Genomic DNA, 19,685 nt, shown 5'->3' with positions numbered 1-19,685 from the left:
TGTGCAAACAAACGCGAAGATTACAATCGACAGCAGCCGAACCAGCGGGCATACCATTAACCCTTACCTTTTTGGGCATTTCGTAGAGGACATCCGGGATCATATGGAAGCGATGCTTGCATATCCACTAAGGGACATGGATTTCGAGAGCGAAGCGAACGCGGCGAAAGCGATCTCCGGCAGCTGGGTTTCATTTACGAACGGCAGAAATACGCAATATGCACTGGAAGCGCCGGCCCTGAGACATTCGGGACGCGCCCAGCGCATTCGCATCCTGAGCGATGATGAGGCCTATGCGGGTATTGCGCAGAAGGTGGCGCTAAAGGGACCGGTAGAATATACGGTCAAACTTGTCGCTCGGGCCGCCATTGAGCTCCGCTATCTGTTCGTGGAAGCGGTAGATCGGCGGACGGAGGAGCTTCTCGGACATGCTCGTATCGAGCTAAGCAGCCATAACTGGCAGGAATACGAAGCCAGCTTATCCATCTCCCGTACATGTTCCGACGCCGAATTCCGGGTCTATATTCCGGCAGATCACCCCAGATGGACAGATCATGTATCCACCGGCATGCTTTGGCTTGATCACGTATCTTTGCTCCCTGCAGACAGCATTGGCATGGTGAAGCGTGAGGTTGTAGACATGACCCGGGATCTTAACGCGGGAATGATGAGACTCGCGGGAAATTACATCAGCGCCTACCATTGGGAGCATGGCATAGGTCCAGTTCTTGAGAGACCCGTTATGTACAACGAAGCTTGGGGAGGGTGGACCAGCAAGTATTTCGGCACGGACGAATTTATCCGGTTTTGCCGGGAACTGCAGGTGGAGCCGCTGATCTGCGTCAACGACGGATCCGGTACACCGGAGGAAGCTGCCGGGTGGGTAGAATACTGCAACGGCAGCATCGACACCCCGATGGGAGCCCTGCGGGCGGCGAATGGTTATCCCGAGCCGTACAATGTCCGGTACTGGGAAATCGGCAACGAGGTGTGGGGCCAGTGGCAGGTTGGCACCTGTTCCGCAGACCAGTTCGCAAACCGATGCAAAGCATTCGCGCAGGCGATGAAGACGGCTGATTCCTCGATCATGCTCTTGGCCTGCGGACATACAGATCCTGAATGGAATAAGCCGGTACTTGATCTGGCTGGAGAACATTTCGATTATTTGACGATGCACTTATATCACGGCTTCAATCGTTTCGGAATGAACCGGGAAACGCCGGCAGATGAACGTTATAAAGCAATCGTCTCTTTTCCCGAGTGGACCCGTGGCGATATCGGGCAGGCGGTGGAGCTTATCCATTCGAATCCGAAGCACAGCCATGTGAAGCTGGCCATTACTGAATACAACACCATGTACTATCCGAATACGAACCGAAAAGGGCTACCAGACGAACATACATTGGGCGCGGCTGTCGCCAATGCAGCCAACCTGAACGAAATGCTTCGTTCCAGCGATATGGTGCATATCGGCAGCTTCTCTGATTTGGTGAATGGCTGGCTCGGAGGATGCATACGCGTAGGCGACTATTATGCCGATCAATATTGCGGCAAAGAATCCGGTTGGAGCGGGCTTCCACTCAATGTATACGGTACTCCGACTTATGAAGTGTTAAAGCTCTACGCCAATCGGGATATCCGGCGAATCCTTCCGGTTGATACTGTATGCGGCTCCTTCTCCGTAAAGTCAACGAAGGAGACGAAAATCAATCTTGAAGCACTTCCGGATCTGGACATTACGGCCTGCACGAACGAGGACGGAAGCATCATCACCTTGTTTATCGTGAACCGCAGCATGCAGGAGGTTAAGGCCGAGCTTGACTTGCACTCGTTAGATTCTATCGACGATACCCTCTTGTATGAGATTACGGGGGATTCCTTCGAAGCTATAAATACCGTTTTCGAACCGGATCGAATCGCCTGTACCTCCCGTACGGTTCCCGTTTCCGCATGGCAGCAAGGCTACCCGTTACGACCAACATCCGTTTATGCGGTCGAAATCAAAGCATCACATGAGGCAGGAGGCACAGCATGACAACCAAAGCATACACCAAGGACTATCCCAGGCCGCAATTCGTACGCGAGAATTGGCTGAACTTGAACGGGGAGTGGAGCTTCCGCTTCGACGACGGAAATCAAGGGGAGACGGAGAAGTGGCAGGAGAAGTTTGATGGAACGCATACGATTACCGTTCCTTTTTCTTACGAGACGCAGGCGAGCGGGATCGGAATCGAAGAATTCCACCCGCAGGTCTGGTACCGCAAATCGGTTCATATCCCGAAAGAGGCCGATGGCAAACGGACGATATTGCATTTCCAGGCAGTCGATTATGTGGCCAAGGTATGGGTAAATGGAGCGATGGTCGGCTCTCACCAAGGCGGCTATGCGGCTTTGTCCTTCGATATTACCCCTTATCTGGTCTTCGGTACCGATAATCATATCACCGTAAAAGCGGAAGACAGCAGCAGCTGCACTCAACCGCGAGGCAAACAGCGTTGGACTAAGGATAACTTTGAATGCTTCTATGTCCAGACGACCGGGATATGGCAAACCGTATGGTTGGAATACGTGGAGGAGCAGAGCCTTGATACGGTGAAAATAACACCGGATATCGACCGCTCGATCGTCCGCTTCGATTATCAGGTGAGCGGGGTAGAGGTGGCTGGTGATTTGAGGCTGGAAGCTATCGTTACTTTGAAGGGCAAGCCGGTCAAGCGAGTCAGTCTGTTCATTGATCGCCCGTGTCTGACCGTCGAGGTCGATTTGATTCATGAAGCAAATGGGCCGTGGAAGAAAAGCCTCTGGTCGCCGCAGAATCCAAACTTATATGACGTAGAATTCGTGCTGTACTCGGATGATCAAGTCAAAGACAGGGTGTTTTCCTACTTCGGGATGAGAAAGATCTCGATTGAAAAAGGGAAGGTGCTTCTGAACAATGCACCGATCTATCAGAGATTGATACTGGATCAGGGGTACTGGACGGAGAGTCATTTAACACCACCGAATGAAGAAGCCCTCATTGAGGATATCGACAAAATTCTGGAGATGGGTTACAACGGCGTACGCAAGCATATGAAAATCGAAGATGCCCGTTTTCTCTATTGGTGCGACGTAAAAGGCCTGCTGGTATGGTCCGAAATGGCAGCAACTTTCGAATTTCATGATCGCGCAGTCGATGCATTCACGAAGGAATGGCTGGAGATCGTCCAGCAGCAATATAATCATCCAAGTATAATCACATGGGTTCCGTTTAATGAATCATGGGGAATAGCGTCCATCTTACATGATCAGAGACAGCAGAAATTTACCGAGGGCATTTATCATTTGACGAAATCGATCGATCCGTACCGCCCGGTGATCACGAACGATGGCTGGGAGCATACCGTTTCCGATATTCTGACGCTGCATGATTACGTCGAGACCGGGGACGGATTCTTGAAGCGGTATTCAAATATCGATGCCATCTTAAATAAAGATACCACCTGCAATCATTGGAAGTATGCTTTTGCCGACGGATACGAATACCGGGGACAGCCCATTATGGTGACTGAATTCGGCGGGATTGCTTATCAATCGGATAAAGGCTGGGGTTACGGCCATCAAGTGACTTCAGACGAGGATTTCTTGAATCGGTTCGAAGGTCTAACCCGGGCGATCAAAAGCGTGGAACATATTTGCGGTTACTGTTACACGCAGGTTACCGACGTTCAACAGGAAATCAATGGCCTTCTGACGGAAGACCGCAAACCGAAAATCCCTTTGGATAAAATTAAAGCGATTAATTTAGCATAAGTGAACGCCGCAAACAAAAAGAGCCAATCAGCTTCGTCAGCTGATGGCTCTTTTTGTTTTTATCAGAACCGGATTAATCCTTTGTTTGCATTTTAATTTGCATAGCAACCTTTTCTCCCAGTTCCGCAGATGCGTTGGTCAAATAGTCCAAGATAATCTTTTGTGTTTCATGGGAAATGCCTGTGAGATCTGCTGAAAGATTATCTACCAAATGATCTTGCTGCATAGGAGAAAGAGCGCGATAAAATTGGCCGGCTTGTGTAAAATTATCCGGTTTAGCTAAGTCGGTACGCTCGAGATCTCCCTCCACAAATCTCCCGTTGCCGCTGGTCACAAGGGATGCAGGTGACCAATCTTCCTGATGGTTGACAGGAATTCTGCGGAACTCCGGCCCCAATCGTCGGCGCTGTGAATCCCAGTATATATTGGCGCGTCCCTGAAGCATCTTATCATCCGATAACTCGGCCCCATCCAAGAGATTGGACGGTGAAAAGGCTATTTTCTCCACCTGTTCCATATAATTATCCGGATTATGGTCTAATACTAACCGGCCAACCGGCAGCAAAGGGTATTGTCGTTCATCCCAGACTTTTGTATCATCCAGCGGATCAAAGGGAAGAGTGGCCGGGTCATTTGGGTTCATCAGCTGCACGTAAAGCCCGTAATCAACAGTCTTTCCGGCTGCTATTGTATCATATAAATCCTTGCCTGAAATATCCGGATTCCCGCCAGCTAACCGGGCAGCTTCATGACGATCGATATACTGCTCGCCGGCAAAAGGCATCCAATGGTATTTAACATAGGTGCGGACACCCAGTGCATTCCTCCAGACATAAGTATTCACACTATGACCCTTCATGTGGCGGAGGCTTTTTACCGTGCCTACGTCAGAGTAGAGCCAGACCAGAAAATGAGTTGATTCGGGCGCCCTGGCCACAAAGCTCCAGAAGCGTTCAGGATCGATCAGGTTGTTTTTCGGCGAGGGAAGAAAGGCTTTGATGGACTCCGGAAAACGTATGGCATCCCGTACAGAAAACACGGGGATATGATTGCAGACCAGATCAAAAATGCCTTCATCCGTATAAAATTTGGTGGAAAATCCCCGCACATTGCGAGAAGTATCCGGGGTGCCTTTATTGCTTACAGCAAGCGAAAACCTTACAGTGACGGGGACCTGCTGACCGGGATTTTGCAGAAAACAAAGTTTTGTAAATTCAGTCATGGAATGAATGGTCTGAAAGTAACCGAAAGCTCCAAAGCCCTTCACGTGAACCGGTCTTTCAATAATTTTTGTATGTACAAAGGTTTCCAGGGTTTCGTGTAAAATATTATCCTGTTCCAGAACGGGGCCCCTTTGGCCTACCGTTTGTGAATGCAATGCTGCCGGAATATCTTTTCCCCATTGTGATGAGTGATTCTCTCTGAGAGCGACATCGTTCTCTTCATCTTGTCCAGAAGATCTCGGAGGAACTATTTCTTTTGCCAGGATTACGGTTTCCGGTACATGATTATCAGGGTTTCCTTTAATATTGTTTTCTTTCATCATCGCCCTCCAATTTCTATGAATCAATCCTCTCTGATAATATTGTTTTATGCTGAGCTCCAGTGAAAATATTACCATTCCCGATTGTGTGGAGGGCAGAAGATACAGGTTCTCCGGATATAGCATAATTATCTTAAGCCATATCCGGTTTTATAATTAATGAAGACGACGGGTCAATGACCAAAATAAAAGAGCAGCAGCACTAACAATCGCACCTAACAAGCACACTCCATTCCAGCCGGAGTATTCGTAGATACGGGTAGACGCGATGGACCCGGTGGCGCTGCCAATCGAATAGAAAATCATATAACCGGCAGTCAGCCTACTGCGTGCCTCAGGGCGCACAGTAAAGATCATGCTCTGGTTAGTGACATGTACGGCTTGTATCGCGAGATCAAGCAAGATAATACCAACAATTAATGCAAGAAGCGAGTGTTTGGCATAACTAATGGGCAACCATGATACTAGCAACATAAACAACGCTGCGCCGGTGGTCCTCTGCCCTAAACCTAGATCGGCTAGTCGGCCTGCTCGCGCTGCCGCTAAGGCTCCAGCAACTCCGGCGAGACCAAACGCCCCAATTGCGGTATGCGAAAGAGAAAGTGGCGGGGCACTGAGAGGCAGCACGAGGGAAGTCCATAATATGCTGAAAGCAGTAAAAATCAACAGAGCTAATACAGCGCGGATACGCAGTATTCGTTCATGTACAAACAACATGATTACCGATCGAAGCAACTGTAAGTAGGATAATGACTCTCTTTCCTGATCATAATGCGGCAGAACTCGGAACAATATACCTGCCATGATTAGCGTTAATAAAGCTGAAACAAGATATACATAACGCCAACCGGCTAAATCCGTCAATATGCCAGCGAAGGTACGGGCAAGCAGAATGCCAATTACGATTCCGCTTGTCACCAATCCGACGATACGCCCACGATCGGCTGAGGCAGACAAAGTCGCCGCGAACGCAACAAGCGCCTGTGTCACTACGGCGAGTAGTCCAACCATTGCTATTCCTATGAACAACATTGTGCTGGAGTGCGCGATGCCAACCACGATCAGAGCTAACACGGATAAAGTCATCTGACTCACAATCAGCCAACGCCGGTTTAATAAATCGCCGAGGGGCACCAGCAGTAAAAGTCCCATCGCATAACAAACTTGAGTGATCGTTATCACAATGCCAATGGATGAATGTGTAATACCGAACTCGCTGGAAAGAGAGTCCAGCAAGGGTTGAGCGTAATATATGTTGGCGACTGCTAATCCACAGGCGATGGCAAACAAGAGTGCCACATTTCGAGACAACGGAGAAACAGGAATCGATTCTGGTTCAATTTGCGCTGCTTGATCCATGTCTACTTCTATGCCGGCATAATCTCCTGTATTGGCTTCCGTCTTTTCAATGAACTTCTCCATATTACAGATAACAACTCCTTAGATTTTCGATTTTCAAATATCATAACGTACCGAACGGTATGTTATGATTACGGATAAATATAACCTTGAAAAAAATGAACTGTCAAGTGATCGACATGGATAAAACGTAGAATTTTTGATTTGAAAATATTCTTGCTCTATTACTTGTATGAGTCGACGAGCTATATAATTTAACTTTCTTGACAGATTAAATTTCAGGAAATAAGATATTAACATACCGATAGGTATGATATAAGGGGGGAGTATTATGGTTCGACCACGTGAATTTGATGAGGAAAAGGCATTGGATGCCGCTATGCAAATATTTTGGGAAAAGGGGTTCGAAGCTACCTCTTTAAGCGATTTGACGTCAAGAATGGGCATTCAGCGACCAAGCATATACTCAGCCTTCGGAGATAAAAAAGAACTGTTTGAAGCTGCATTGAGGAAATATACGCGATCCCATTCTGCTTATGTTCGCGCCAGTCTTCAAAACAATTCTTCTGTTCAAGAAGGATTCCGTGCCTTTTTTGAAAATTTAGTAGCAAAAGAATATGATAAAAGCCCAAATCGGGGATGCTTTTGCATCAATACGATGGTAGAACTCTCGCCACATGATGAGAAATTTGAAGTCCTAACAAGGGAACACCAAATGTATCTTTCAGTAATCTTTCAAGAAGCGATTGAAAGAGGCGTGCAATCAGGTGAACTTAAGTCGGATTTAAACATAAAGGGATTGGCACAGACGCTTGTCGTATCGCTAATAGGGCTAACCGTGATCATGAAATCTCGTCCCGAACGATCATTTGTTGATAATTCTGTTGAAGTTATACTCACATTACTTAAGTAGAATCAACAAAACAAGGAGAAATGCTGTAATCATTTGCTAAGAGAAGATCTACTACAAGCCACTCTATTGTAGAGTGGTTTTGTTTCTATGCTTCGATACATGCACCGACCCAAATCACAAGTAACGTGAGTTTATTCATCCAGAATGAACCTTTCAAGTAAGATGAGCCAATAGCCTAACAATACATACGATGAGATGGAAATTTCAAAGGTGGAGAAATAGTAGTTATTGATTTCGTTGCAGTCAGTAATGTACTCGTTGCTACGAAACGGCTCTTCATTAAACTAACGGGCAGTTTAGTTCAGAAGCAGGTGAAAGTATCATCCAATATGTGGTAATGTATATTTTTCCTAAAACGAGGAACGTGAGATTAGAGGGGATATGGTTATCGTCTTTCAGTTTTAGGTAGTTTGAGCTGATGTCCAAGATAGATTTCACTAATGAGGAAATGGTTAGTACCTTGGGGAAGCGTATTGCATATTTACATCAGTTTTCGAGGAGTTTTAAACATGGTTCAAGTTTTATAGACCCCATTATGAGATAGAGTGAATTAATAACGTATTGACCAAATTTCGATCAGGCGAAAAAATCGGTATTATCACCACCGAGGAATTTAAAATTATTGAAAATACATTATCGCTGGTAACCGGATCGTATGAAAGGGTTGAGCAAAAGTTCTGAAACATGGGGATTCATCCATGCCGACATTCACTATAGCAACTTAATCAGCACATCAAGGGGAATTTCATTCATTGACTTTGATTTATCGGGATTTGGATATTACGCACTGGATGTGGCTTCTGCTGCCCTATTTACTAAAAGTGAATTACGGGATGATCTGCATTCCGGCTACACAAATATAATTTCCAGAAAGATAGACATTGCACAATTAGAGGACTTGATGTTTTTGGAAATATGCGGGCTTTATGCATTTCGGGTAAGTAGAGAAGAAATGCATATGTGGATACGTGAACATATACTAAGCCTGATTGAACTTTGTAAATCCTTGATTAAAGGCAAAATGGTTTTTTATAAAATCAATCAAGTAGGTTTAACAAACTAGAGAAGCCTGTAATTAAAGAAAACAAAATACGCAGCTGATCAGCACCCTCTTTACCTTACAACACTAACAAAGTTCTTATGCTTCACATGGTGTTACGCTAACGAGACACGATAGTTGAATCACCGACCGATAAGGCCGCCGAGTACTTAGGCGGCCTTTGTTCATTATCAAGAAAGCTCGATTATAGCCCAGGGATTGAGCAAAGAAGGTTGGCGGTTAAGCCCTACGCGAATTTCGCCGATAGCCCCGTTAAGCTGAACCGTACCATAAGTGACGGCGTAAATTTTGATTACTGGTATAGAGTGATAAAATTCCCTCTGGAGCTTAGTCTCTACGAGTTGCTCCGGCTTGATTATTCATCGGTGATGGCTTTCGTCCTCGCGGCTTTGGTTTCAATCCCTCCAATTTCTCAGCCCTATACTCGCCAAATACCGACGTAACGTGCGTTCTGACATGCCGTGCTGTGCACAGCTCTCCACCTGATCTGGCTAGCTTTAGCCGAATCCAATCCGTCTGCCAGCAGCGGGGACAACAACTGGACCCGCTGCACGGCGATTTCTTCGCTTTCCGACATCCCGTACTCGAGTACTATGGCCTCTGCTGACTCCTGCTGATTCAGCAGAGCCTCATGGTTTTGGTTACGAATTCAATTCGTAAATTCCGCAGGCCAGCCCAGATAAGAACGTCAAATCGATACTTCACCGGTCTGCATCGTGTCTGGCAGCAATTCGTCGACGAGGGTGGCTTCCAATTATTTGGCGAAAAGTTCATTACCCATTCTAGAAACATCAAATCAAAGGAAAAATCATATAACTAATAAATATATTTATTTTATATATCTTTATGATATAATAAACACGATCAAAAGAATAAGGAGGAAATTTTCTATGTTCAAAAGTGGCAACGTATCTGTTATGGTAGCGGATTTAACAAAGGCAGTGGAATTTTACGTCGAAACCCTTGGTTTGAAGCTGCAACACGAAATGGGGGGGCATTTTGCTCAAGTCGAAGCACCGGGATTGACGATTGGACTTCTACATCTTGACGGAGAACAAGGTACTCAACCGCAAACATCGGGTAGCATGTCTATTGGATTTGAGGTAGAGGAACTGGAGTTAGCCATCGAGACACTGAAATCTCGGGGTGTTGAATTCCATGATTATGTAGAAGGCAAAGCAGCCCAGGTCGTCCACTTCAGTGATCCTGAAGGTAATACCCTTTACTTGGTTTGTAATCGTTAATCCAAGGAGAGAAAAGTGACAATGAAAAGAGGCGTCTTCTCATGACACAGAAAACCAACGTCAACATGGTTATAATCGGACTGCTGGCGGCGATGTTCATCGGCGCGTTGGACGTGACCATCGTCGCCACCGCCACGCCGCATATTATCGCGGATTTGTATGGTGAGAGCCTGTTCAGTTGGGTGTTCGCGGTTTACACGTTGACTACCTGTGTGGCTGTGCCTATTTTCGGCAAGCTGGCCGATTTGTTCGGGCGCAAAGCCGTGTTTGCGGTCGGCATCGGTTTGTTCGTATTGGGTTCTATTTTGTGCGGGGCCGCACAGTCGATGGCGGAACTCATTTGGTTCCGGGCCTTGCAAGGAATCGGGGCCGGGGCGCTGGCGCCCGTATGCTTTACGATTATCGGCGATTTGTTTTCGGGCAAGCAACGCGGCAAAATGATGGGCGTCTTCTCGTCCGTTTGGTCCGTGGCAGGCTTGCTCGGTCCGCTTATCGGCGGTTATTTTGTCGATCAGGTGTCGTGGCGCTGGATTTTCTACATCAACGTGCCGATCTCCGCCGCCGCCTTGCTGCTAGTTACCGTATTTTTGCACCAACCGATCGAGCGCCGGGCGAAAAAAATCGATTACCTCGGCGCGCTCACCTTTACCGTTTCCTTTTCCGCGCTTCTGTATGCGCTGCTGAGCGGCGGGTCCGACCATCCGTGGGATTCCCCGTTGATTATAGGGCTGTTCGCGGTAGCGGCCGTGTTTTTGCTGTTGTTCCTCTGGATCGAAAAACGGGCGGAGGAGCCGATGATGCCGTTGTCGATTTTCCGCATCCGCGTGTTGAACGTAACGAATGTCAGCGGTTTTCTGACGTTCAGCATCACGACGGGCTTGACGATTTACGCGCCAATCTGGATTCAGTCTGTGCTTGGCCATTCCGCGACAAGCTCTGGCTTGATCGTCATGCCGATGTCACTGGCATGGCCTCTTGCTTCCAACATGGTCGGCAGGCTCATGTACCAGATGGGGGTGAAGGCATCGATCGTGTTCGGTTCTGGTCTGGTGGTGGCCGGCTCCATTTGGCTTGCCGCGCTTCAGATGAACTCTCCTTACTTTTACTGGATTGGTATCCTCGTCGTAATCGGGCTCGGGATGGGCTTTGTCGCGACGCCCTCCACGGTTGTCGTGCAATCCGCCGTTGGCTGGGAAAAACGCGGCGTCGTCAACGCTTCCAGCATGCTATTGCGCGCAATGGGCCAAACGATCGGCATCGCGGTGTTTGGCACGATTTACAACCAGCATGTGACAACGCTCGGTTCCAAATCGGAGCTGGCTGCCGGAATGCATTCCGTTTTTCTGCTCATGTGTGCCATTGCGATTGTGAACCTGCTCGCCGTGCAGCTCCTGCCGAAACACCGCGAGCTGATGGCGCAGCAGCAGTCGGCGTGACGGGTACACAAAAGAAGTCTGAATTGGCCACCCTGGAAAAAGTCGCAACGACCGCGGCTTTTTCTTTTTTTCTGGCATCCGTACGCTAAACTATCGTTTACTTATTATATCTTTGCGATATAATAATAAGCAGTTAATAGTAAGGGAGGCCATTCACTTGAACGAATTGTTCATTCTCGGTGAATTAATGAATAATCCGATGCATGGCTATTTGCTACATCAGATTTTGAACGCGATTATTGGACCGACGCGAAAAATCAGCTGGGGGGTGCTATATCCGCTCATTCACGGCCTGCTTGCAGACGGGCTGATCGAACAAGTACCCGATGAACAACCGAAGGGCGATGGGCAGGGAAGAGGGAAAAAGAAAAAGATGTATACTATCACAGAAGAAGGAAGGATGCGATTTTTTCGGTTGATGGAAGAACCGATTCCATACTCGCCGGATTACGAACAGCATTTTTATACCAAACTGAAAAATTTTGATCTGATCAGTAGGGAATTGCAATATTTAATTTTACACCAGTACAAGGATTACCTGCGCTATGAAATCCGCTATGAGGAAGAACGGTTGGAGTATGCGAGTAAGGATGAGCGGATTCCCGAAGGGGAACAGCATTATATTCTGATTTTTTTCCGGCATCGGTTAGAAAAGCTCCATTTTGACGAAAAGTGGGTTTTGCAGTTGATTGATAACCATCGAATGAATGGAGAAGGGCTTAACCGTGATTGAAAAAAACCGTTGGATCAACTTCCATTCGCAGAGAAGATTTCAGGTTTGAGTAACTTGCAATTTCTACCAGTGGTGCTTCCTGCTCGTCCTTCGTAACCGTATTGGATATGTTACGGTTGAATGAGAAGCGAAGCTTTCTTTGCAGGAAACATGGGAAAGAAAGGCTAAGGTAGAATCATGGCCCAATTCCGTAAGTACGGGACGCCATCAAGGGGGCGCTCGTTCGTAATGGGAAATAAGTTAACAGAAGTTCCTAACGTCTTAGGCGATGGGAACTTCTTTTTATCCACCCCAAACAACTTCGCTTCGTCTCTCCAGACACCGTTCAGTTTGCCGTCCTCGACTCATCGAAAAAATTTCTAAGATATTCGTCTCAACTGTACCATTTTGCTGCTTGCAAACGGAGACAGCTTAAAGGAAATTCAGGAATGGCTGGGGCATATTATGGATTTCGTCTGCGCAAACGAATCAATTTCCGTTTTACTCATGGATTTAAAACGTTACTATGACGTTGGAATCGTCACCAATGGTTTATACGACCCTCGATTAAAAATTCAGCAAATGGGAGTGGCAGAAGTGTTCAGTGATGACTCCATATTTCACTCAGAGCAGTTAGGTTACCGCAAACCCGATCCACAAATCTATACCGTTGCGTTAGAGAAGTTTGGCAAAAAGCCGATGAGACGCTCTTTATTGGTGATTCTTGGACTCACGATGTCGTTGATCCAATGGAAGCTGGAATAGATGCTATCTGGGTTAACCCAAAGGGGCTCCCCCAAACTACAAATCATTGTCCAGTAGCAATTGTGCCTGATGTTACAGAGATACGGCGCTTATTGCTCAATTAAATTGGGGGACAAAATGAGCGAATATGTTCGAGAATTACGTAGGCGGCGTAACGGCCCATTATATGATGGATGATCAATCGCTGTTCGGGCAGAGGCAAAGAGCTTGTTATAAGGATTGAAATGAAGAACGGTTGATGCCAAGAGCGTCAACCGTTCGTTTTATGTTTGGTTGATTTGTCGTTACAACATGTTTTTTTGTATACTAATTTGATTTGTTGCAGAAGACTCCCGCAATCAGGATTGATCACGTACCTCCATATTTTTTTCTGTAGTGACTGAGTGTAAGAAGCGGCCAGATGTACCGATAGCTGTGATAATTAGAATAAAAGTTACCTGGAAGGCCAGAACCCGTTGGATACGAGGACTTCCAATCGTTCTCGTGCAAAGATGTGATTAATCTGAGGATTCCTTGATCAACCGCTGGTGTTGTCTGCTGCTGAACAGCAATAAGAGCGTCGAGTGCCCAGGCCGTTTGGGAAGGCGTGCTCTCCCCTAGAGGCACGTAACGCATTAGCCGGTCACTTTGACAGGATTCTCCCCATCCTCCGTCCAGATTCTGTATGCTTAAGAGCCACTCGGCTCCTTTTTGCAGCGCTTCATGGCTTGCTGGAAGGCCAGTAGCCCGTAAACCTGTTAATGCAGCCCAAGTACCATAGATATAACAAACGCCCCATCTTCCGTACCATGAACCGTCTTTCTCTTGATGATGAATCAGCCATTTCGTTCCCCGTTTGATGAATTCATGTCGTGCATCAAGCCCGGCACAGTTTCCGAGATACTCCAGGGTGCGACCGGTAAGATCCGCCTCCGAAGGATCGATGGCAGCGGATTTGGCACCGTCGATCGCAAGCCAAGTGAGCATTTCTTTGTTGGTGTTTTTTTCGAATGCCGGCCAGCCGCCGTCTTTATTTTGCATGGACAAGACCCAATTCAGACCGCGATTCCATGATTCCTGATATGTTGAGGAGGTACTCGACAAGCTTTGAATAGCTCGTAAAGCTGCTGTGGTATCATCTACATCCGGATTGATCGTATTCGACTCGGAAAACCCCCATCCACCGGGTACCGTATTCCGATTATGGATGCTCCAATCGGCGGTTTTATGCTGCTGTCTGGACAACAGATACGAACCGGCACGCCGAATCGACACATGATCATCGGCAATCCCCGCGTCTTGCAAAGCATAGGCGATTAGAGCCGTATCCCACACGGTAGAGGGAGAGTTCTGCATCGTTGTTTTATCTTCAGAGCGGCACTGCATCGCGGTAATACCTTGAATGGCGCGCGTGATGATTGGGTGCTGCCGATCGTAATCCATAGCCAGCAAAGCAAAAATCATGAGAATCGTACTACTGGCGTAGCTGTAAAGGGTACCGTCGGATTCAATCCGTTGGAGCATGAATTGTTCCGCTTTGGTACTCGCGGCTTCATGAATGTACCGTGGTGTACCAAGGAGCCTGCTTAGACCTGTTTGGATGTCGTCCTGCATCTCCTGATATCCCCGGGAGACATGCTCATCATCCACGTCCAGACGCGGATCCGTGAGATCAGAAAGATCAGGGGCATGGGCTGTTGTGATCGAAAAACGCCGATCTGCCATAATGAGCATAGGGGTGAGATGTACCCTCGAATAGCCGGAAAAGTCAAAATAGTTGATGGGAAAATAGTTAGGGAACAGCAGTACCTCCAGCGGGATCGACGAGATCGAGAAGGGCCATTTGATTTGCCCTGTAGCGGCGAGGATGGCCTTCGTCAAAATACTGGTGACTTTTCCAAGACCGCCTTTGGACCGAATATAATGTTTGGCCCGCTGAATCGGCTCGTCCGTTACCACACTGTACCCGGAGTAGAGCAGGCCGTAATAGGCTTCAACCGATGCGGATAAGTTACCTTCCTCTTCATCAGGATACAATGCCCAGAAGCCACCCTGCTGCTGCCCGTCAAGGATTCGATCATGAAGCTTTCTGATGAGAGCTTCGTTCTGTACGTTCAATATTCGAAAGAGAATAATGACGTATGCATCGATAACGATCCCATTCTCAAAACAGAATTGCCAAGACCCGTCTTGCTGCTGCCGCTGAATCAGGAATTCCGACAGCCTTTCGATTTCCTCATCTACTGTACTCATTATTTTACCCATTCTGCGGGTACCTCCGAAGTATGTCTTTTTAAGCATTATATGATGGTGGAGAAGGGGAAATGAGGGGGAGTCTTTGAACGCATTCCCATATGTATGAACTAAGACAGTGTAGAAATTAATAAGTAGGATGTGGTCCTTTTTACATGATATGTTATTTTGTCATGTGACAAAGTGATGACTGTAGTCACTATTTTGCAAAAAGGTAATCAATTATGCTGAATAGAGGAGGTTGCTCTTGACAAGAAGCAGTCGTATGAATCGATCAGCGATTCGGCTTTGTAGCTAAGGGACGACTTCGTGCGATATTAGAGTTCATAATATAAGAAGAGGATGATTTGTATTATTATTACATTGCAATCTTTGAAAAAGCTATTTTTATGCTTACTTAGTTTTATATTGATTTTTTCTAGTAGTCTTACGATTAAACTTATAGGAAATACAGCTTTTGCAGCTACGAACAAAATTACTTTTAGCGGGCCTTACGGTGATGTTTTTGGTCCGGATGGTATCGCTACAGATGGAGAAGGTGGCTCGACTGATATACCCGGAATTAAGATTCAAGTATTTGGAATTGATAACTCTGGAACAAAACTTAGCACCGGAAAAATGAATTATTATGACGGCGCTCATCCTAATTGGCTAGGATATCCGCCTCTAATTACTTGGTTCGATGGAAACAATACACCTTCTTATGGGTTGGCAATAAAATCTGAAGATGGTACAAACTTTAAGCTGAGTTCAGTTAACTTTTTGGATTGGGGATACTGGACAGCTGAAGATTTTATAATAGAAGCATTTGAAAATGGTATATCCAAAGGAGTGTTTCCGTTTATTGGAAATTCAGATGGTAATTATATTGCCCTCGATCATTCCTCAATATTAACCTCGGTTTTTGATAATATCGACGAAGTGAGAATTTATTCAGCTTCTGGGTTAGAAGATGCTTTTGTTTCAGTTAATGACATCGTAATCGATGATGCTATTCCTGAAACCATCGTACCTGTTATCTCAAATCTTTTGAGTAGCAATCTTACCCAAACTGCCGCTACTGTAAGTGCGACGAGTAACGTCGACGGTACAATTCATTATGTAATCGCGAAAAATTCGATAAAGCCATCAAATTCAGAAGTTGTTCAAGGAGATCATATGGGAGGCCCGGCTATTAGGGCAGGATCTGGAACGGTAACCGCTGGATTAACAAAAAGTTTCAATATTAGTGGACTGGAAGCAGGGACGGAGTATTACGGTTTTTTTGTTGCCAGTGACAGCAGTAATAATTTAAGTGATGTATACGTTGAAAGTTTCTTAACGCTTGCTAACAGCTACACAGTCACGTTCAAGGACTGGAATAATACAACATTGAAGATAGATGCAGTGAATCAAGGAAGCAATGCGACAGCACCAGCGAGCCCAACGAGAATTGGCTACACGTTCACAGGCTGGGATGTAAGTTTTACGAATGTAACCGCTAGTATAACGGTAACGGCGCAATATAAAGCAAATGAGTATATGGTTAACTTCGAAAGTGACGAAGGTAGCGTGGTAGGAGCAATTCAAGCAGACTATGGTACGCGAATCATAGCGCCGACAGAGCCGACGAGAACCGGCTATCACTTCGATGGATGGTATAAGGAAGCGGCATTAACAAATAAATGGGACTTTGCAAACGAAACGATACCAGTTGGCGGCATGACGTTATATGCAAAGTGGACAACAGTATATAACGTTACGTATATGGGTAATGGCAATACGGCTGGTAGCGTGCCGATTGATAAGACAGAATATGGGTCTGGTGAAGTCGTTAGAGTGAAGGATAATATCAATTCGTTAACAAAGTCTGGCTACAGGTTCGTTGGCTGGAATACAGAACCATCTGGTAATGGCATCAACTACGCTGCGTCGGCTACCTTTGCGATTCATACAAATGTTATTTTATATGCTCGCTGGGACAGTATTCCAATAATTCCAAGCGAACCGGAAACAACATCTAATCAAGGGAACAGTACCCCATTAATTCCAAATAAACCGGAAATAACTGATAATAGTATGAATATACTTATCAACGGTAAGACAGAAAGGATTGGAGCGGCGGCAAACACATCCAAGGTGAATGATCAGTTAGTGACTACCATCACTTTGGATCAAAAAAGATGGGAAGAAAGAATCAAGAATGATGGTCCAGAAGAAATCACGATTCCAGTTACAGAGACGTCCGATATAGTTATTCTCAAGCTTAGCGGACAAATGGTCAATTATTTACAGGATAGTCAAGCAAGTATCGTTATTCAAACAGGCAACGCGAGCTACAAATTGCCTGCAGGGCAAATAAACATGCAGCAATTAGCGTCTCAATTCGGTGAAGGTACTAATATTCTTGACATAAGAGTGCAAATTGAAATCGCAGAGTCAACGTTAGAAACAATGAAAACTGTGGAATATTCAGCATCTAAAGGGAATTTCACAGTCCTCGTTCCACCGGTTAGCTTCACAGTAACAGCGACTTACCGTGACAAATCGTTTGAACTATCAAAGTTCAATACTTATGTAGAACGGTTAATTACTCTCCCTGAAGGTATAGATCCGAATAAAGTAACGACAGGAATTGTATTGGAGCAGGATGGGACTGCTCGTCATGTGCCTACCAAAGTCATATTACTTGATAGGAAACATTATGCTCAAATGAAGAGCATGACGAATAGCACATATTCGGTTATATGGCATCCGCTCGAATTCGTAGATGTTAAGCAGCATTGGGCTAAAGGCGCAGTAAATGATATGGGAGCGAGGATGGTAATTCGCGGCTCTGGTAATGACCTATTCAATCCTGATCAAGACATTACCCGTGCGGAGTTCACTGCGATTATCATTCGTGGTCTAGGGTTACAATTGGACAGTAGAGCATCTAGCTTCAAAGATGTAAAGAGCACAGATTGGTATAGCAGCGGAATACAAACTGCTTACTCCTATGGCTTGATTAACGGATATGTTGATGGAACATTCCGTCCGAATGATAAGATTACTAGGGAGCAAGCGATGTTGATTGTTGGTAATGCAATGAAGATTACTGGCTTGAATGATAAACTGCCAGATGCTACGACTGATGAAATTCTTAATCGATTCAAGGACGCTAATGATGTTTCAGAATGGGCAAAAAGTAGTGTTGCTGAGAATATTCAGTCAGAGATCATATCAGGGAGAAATGATGCTCGAATAGTACCGAAGTCTAATATTACGAGAGCAGAAGTTGCAGTTATAATTCAGAAATTATTACAGAAATCAGATTTGATTTAATCGGTTTGTATGAGGACCGCTAGCTAGTTATTACCGATAATAAAAATTGATAATATATACAAATAGAAAGGGAATGAGTTGGAAGAAAACCGACTCATTCCCTTTTTAGTGCATCCACCATGGGCGATATCTATAAGGTGTCGAGGGACGAAGGAAGTCGTAGCTAGCCATTGGCTTAAGACAAAGGTGTTTAGCATGACGTTGATTCTGGTCACAGATGAGAAGTAATAAAGAGTCATGGAATACTGCGTTTATTGTTTTTGCTTTGACGAAATGTTTGTCAAAAATAAATTTAAATATTCCTTTACGGGAATATTCCCTCTATGGTATATTTATAACAAGAAATCTCGGCTATACTGAATTGAGGTGATGATGGTAAGGGGAACAGAGAGAATCACTAATGACTGTATTCCATGGAGCTGCCGGTCTGTAACCCTCACCGAGAAATATGGAACTGACAACATTTAACGCTTTAGCCGAACCGAGCCGTTTACGTATTGTGGATATCCTGCTGAAAGGACCGATGACGGTAGGCGATATCGCTGAACGTTTAGAGATTCGCCAGCCTCAAGCCTCAAAGCATCTGAAGGTGCTGCTTGATGCCGGTCTGGTCGAAGTAAAAGCAGATGCGAATCGGCGTAATTACATGCTTCGTTCGGAGCCGTTTATGGAACTGGACAGTTGGCTGAATAATTACCGGAAAATATGGAATGAACGGTTTGACAACTTGGATGAATACTTGAAGAAGCTACAAGCGGATGGGAATAAGCCGAATTAAGCACCTAATTTGAGGAGGAAATGTTAATGACGAGCAAAATGATAACCCGTGTAGAAGGACAAGTTCTTGTACTTGAGCGAGTATTTAATGCACCGAGGGATGTGGTATTTAAAGTGTTCTCCGATGCTGACCATTTGAAGCAGTGGTGGGGGCCTCGCGGGTGGGAGGTTACTGTATCCGAGATTGATTTTCGTCCTGGTGGTCAATGGCATTACTGCATGAAATGTATGGATAAGAATCAGGGAGATTTCTTCGGCATGGAGTCATGGGGCAAATCAGTGTACCAAGAAATCGATGAGCCTGAGAAAATTGTCTACATTGACTATTTCTCAGATGCGGAAGGCAATAATGCAGAGGGAATGCCTGTCACGACCATCACATTAACGTTTGAGGAGCAGGATGGGAAAACCAAACTGATTAATCGGGCGGTATATGAATCCGAGGAAGCGCTCAAAACTGTGATGGACATGGGGATGGAGGAAGGTATTACCCAAACCTGGGATCGCCTTGAAGAATACTTGCCATCTGCACAGTAAGCTAAACTCAAT

15 protein-coding genes are annotated in these 19,685 nt (G+C 45.7%); 11 read left to right on the top strand and 4 right to left on the bottom strand.

Annotated features, from left to right (window positions below; all coding sequences use genetic code 11):
- The first annotated feature begins 1 nt into the window (after position 1).
- The gene (locus KJS65_RS08660; protein ID WP_213649461.1) at positions 2–2,035 is read left to right on the top strand and encodes an alpha-L-arabinofuranosidase C-terminal domain-containing protein; all 2,034 of its coding nucleotides are present in this window, start codon (positions 2–4) and stop codon (positions 2,033–2,035) included.
- Complete coding sequence (locus KJS65_RS08655) at positions 2,032–3,792, top strand: glycoside hydrolase family 2 protein (RefSeq protein WP_213649460.1); 1,761 nt, start codon at positions 2,032–2,034, stop codon at positions 3,790–3,792. The genes KJS65_RS08660 and KJS65_RS08655 overlap by 4 nt, the downstream gene beginning before the upstream one ends.
- A gap of 73 nt (positions 3,793–3,865) precedes the next feature.
- On the opposite strand, the gene KJS65_RS08650 is transcribed toward KJS65_RS08655, so the two are convergent.
- Together KJS65_RS08650 and KJS65_RS08645 are read right to left on the bottom strand one after the other, a co-directional pair.
- A complete protein-coding gene (locus KJS65_RS08650) occupies positions 3,866–5,338 on the bottom strand; it encodes a catalase (RefSeq protein ID WP_244864443.1) in 1,473 nt (490 codons plus the stop codon).
- A 153-nt stretch (positions 5,339–5,491) separates the two neighbouring features.
- On the bottom strand, positions 5,492–6,694 hold the full coding sequence (locus KJS65_RS08645; protein ID WP_213650706.1) for an MFS transporter: 1,203 nt from the start codon (positions 6,692–6,694) through the stop codon (positions 5,492–5,494).
- Positions 6,695–7,025: 331 nt separating this feature from the next.
- On the opposite strand from KJS65_RS08645, the gene KJS65_RS08640 reads away from it, so the two are divergent.
- Positions 7,026–7,607 carry a TetR/AcrR family transcriptional regulator gene (locus tag KJS65_RS08640; protein ID WP_213649459.1) on the top strand — a complete coding sequence of 194 codons (582 nt, stop codon included), beginning with the start codon at positions 7,026–7,028 and terminating at the stop codon, positions 7,605–7,607.
- A gap of 655 nt (positions 7,608–8,262) precedes the next feature.
- Positions 8,263–8,670 (top strand): phosphotransferase, encoded by a 408-nt coding sequence (locus tag KJS65_RS08635; RefSeq protein ID WP_213649458.1) that lies wholly within the window; start codon positions 8,263–8,265, stop codon positions 8,668–8,670.
- Positions 8,671–9,085: 415 nt separating this feature from the next.
- Here the strand turns inward: KJS65_RS08635 and KJS65_RS08630 are convergent, their stop codons facing one another.
- Positions 9,086–9,244, bottom strand: coding sequence for a hypothetical protein (locus KJS65_RS08630; RefSeq protein ID WP_213649457.1), 159 nt, complete (start codon positions 9,242–9,244; stop codon positions 9,086–9,088).
- A 313-nt stretch (positions 9,245–9,557) separates the two neighbouring features.
- Here KJS65_RS08630 and KJS65_RS08625 point away from each other — a divergent pair, with 313 nt between their 5' ends.
- From KJS65_RS08625 to KJS65_RS08610, 4 genes are all read left to right on the top strand, one after another.
- On the top strand, positions 9,558–9,911 hold the full coding sequence (locus KJS65_RS08625) for a VOC family protein (protein WP_213649456.1): 354 nt from the start codon (positions 9,558–9,560) through the stop codon (positions 9,909–9,911).
- A 41-nt stretch (positions 9,912–9,952) separates the two neighbouring features.
- A complete protein-coding gene (locus KJS65_RS08620; RefSeq protein WP_213649455.1) occupies positions 9,953–11,347 on the top strand; it encodes an MDR family MFS transporter in 1,395 nt (464 codons plus the stop codon).
- 157 nt (positions 11,348–11,504) lie between these two features.
- Positions 11,505–12,080 (top strand): PadR family transcriptional regulator, encoded by a 576-nt coding sequence (locus KJS65_RS08615; protein ID WP_213649454.1) that lies wholly within the window; start codon positions 11,505–11,507, stop codon positions 12,078–12,080.
- A gap of 387 nt (positions 12,081–12,467) precedes the next feature.
- A complete protein-coding gene (locus KJS65_RS08610; RefSeq protein WP_244864442.1) occupies positions 12,468–12,824 on the top strand; it encodes an HAD family hydrolase in 357 nt (118 codons plus the stop codon).
- A 348-nt stretch (positions 12,825–13,172) separates the two neighbouring features.
- Here the strand turns inward: KJS65_RS08610 and shc are convergent, their stop codons facing one another.
- Positions 13,173–15,068 carry a squalene--hopene cyclase gene (shc, locus tag KJS65_RS08605; RefSeq protein ID WP_213649453.1) on the bottom strand — a complete coding sequence of 632 codons (1,896 nt, stop codon included), beginning with the start codon at positions 15,066–15,068 and terminating at the stop codon, positions 13,173–13,175.
- 330 nt (positions 15,069–15,398) lie between these two features.
- On the opposite strand from shc, the gene KJS65_RS08600 reads away from it, so the two are divergent.
- The 3 genes from KJS65_RS08600 (at position 15,399) to KJS65_RS08590 (ending at position 19,673) form a co-directional block, all read left to right on the top strand.
- Positions 15,399–18,359, top strand: coding sequence for an InlB B-repeat-containing protein (locus KJS65_RS08600; protein WP_213649452.1), 2,961 nt, complete (start codon positions 15,399–15,401; stop codon positions 18,357–18,359).
- A gap of 448 nt (positions 18,360–18,807) precedes the next feature.
- Positions 18,808–19,137, top strand: a complete 330-nt coding sequence (locus KJS65_RS08595; protein WP_213649451.1) for an ArsR/SmtB family transcription factor — start codon at positions 18,808–18,810, stop codon at positions 19,135–19,137.
- A 26-nt stretch (positions 19,138–19,163) separates the two neighbouring features.
- The gene (locus tag KJS65_RS08590) at positions 19,164–19,673 is read left to right on the top strand and encodes an SRPBCC domain-containing protein (RefSeq protein WP_213649450.1); all 510 of its coding nucleotides are present in this window, start codon (positions 19,164–19,166) and stop codon (positions 19,671–19,673) included.
- Positions 19,674–19,685: the final 12 nt, after the last annotated feature.

The sequence above is a fragment of the Paenibacillus sp. J23TS9 genome (genome assembly GCF_018403225.1).
In the GTDB taxonomy this organism is placed as follows: Bacteria; Bacillota; Bacilli; order Paenibacillales; family Paenibacillaceae; genus Paenibacillus_AQ.
This window is presented reverse-complemented; position numbering and strand designations above follow the sequence as displayed.